Annotated in this window: 1 protein-coding gene; it reads right to left on the bottom strand. The window is 50.0% G+C overall.

All coding sequences use genetic code 11. The annotated features are described in order from the left end of the window. A partial coding sequence (locus HC175_RS18545; protein ID WP_168139693.1) for a serine hydrolase domain-containing protein occupies positions 1-454 on the bottom strand: 454 nt, incomplete at both ends.

Raw genomic sequence — 454 nt, 5'->3', positions numbered from 1 at the left:
CGCGCCTGACTGCTGGTTTGTAAGCACAATAATTCCCAGGTCCAGTTCCGGGATCATCGTTACCTGGCTAACAATTCCCAGTAATCCGCCGGTGTGGGTTACTTCGAGGTAGCCATTGACATCGCTAAGAAACCAGCCTAAACCATAGGCTTTAAAATGTGTATTGTAATCTCCTTTTCCGGTGCCGGTAAGTGTTTGCGGTGTCCACATCTCGCGGTGCTGCCGTTCGCTGAAGAGTTGCTTCTCCAGATTCTCACCGTACTTACCGCTGTTAAGCTGTGCCTGTACCCATTTGCTCATATCGGCTACAGAAGAATATACTCCTGCGGCAGGATTGGCAGCTTCAGTAAAGCTGAGGCCGACGGGGACCAGTTTTCCGTCTGTAGGAGCATGGCCGTCAATTACGTTAGACTTATCCCCGATGAGATTGTAATTCACTGCCGAACGATCCATA

The organism is Salinimicrobium oceani (assembly GCF_012037645.1).
This window is presented reverse-complemented; position numbering and strand designations above follow the sequence as displayed.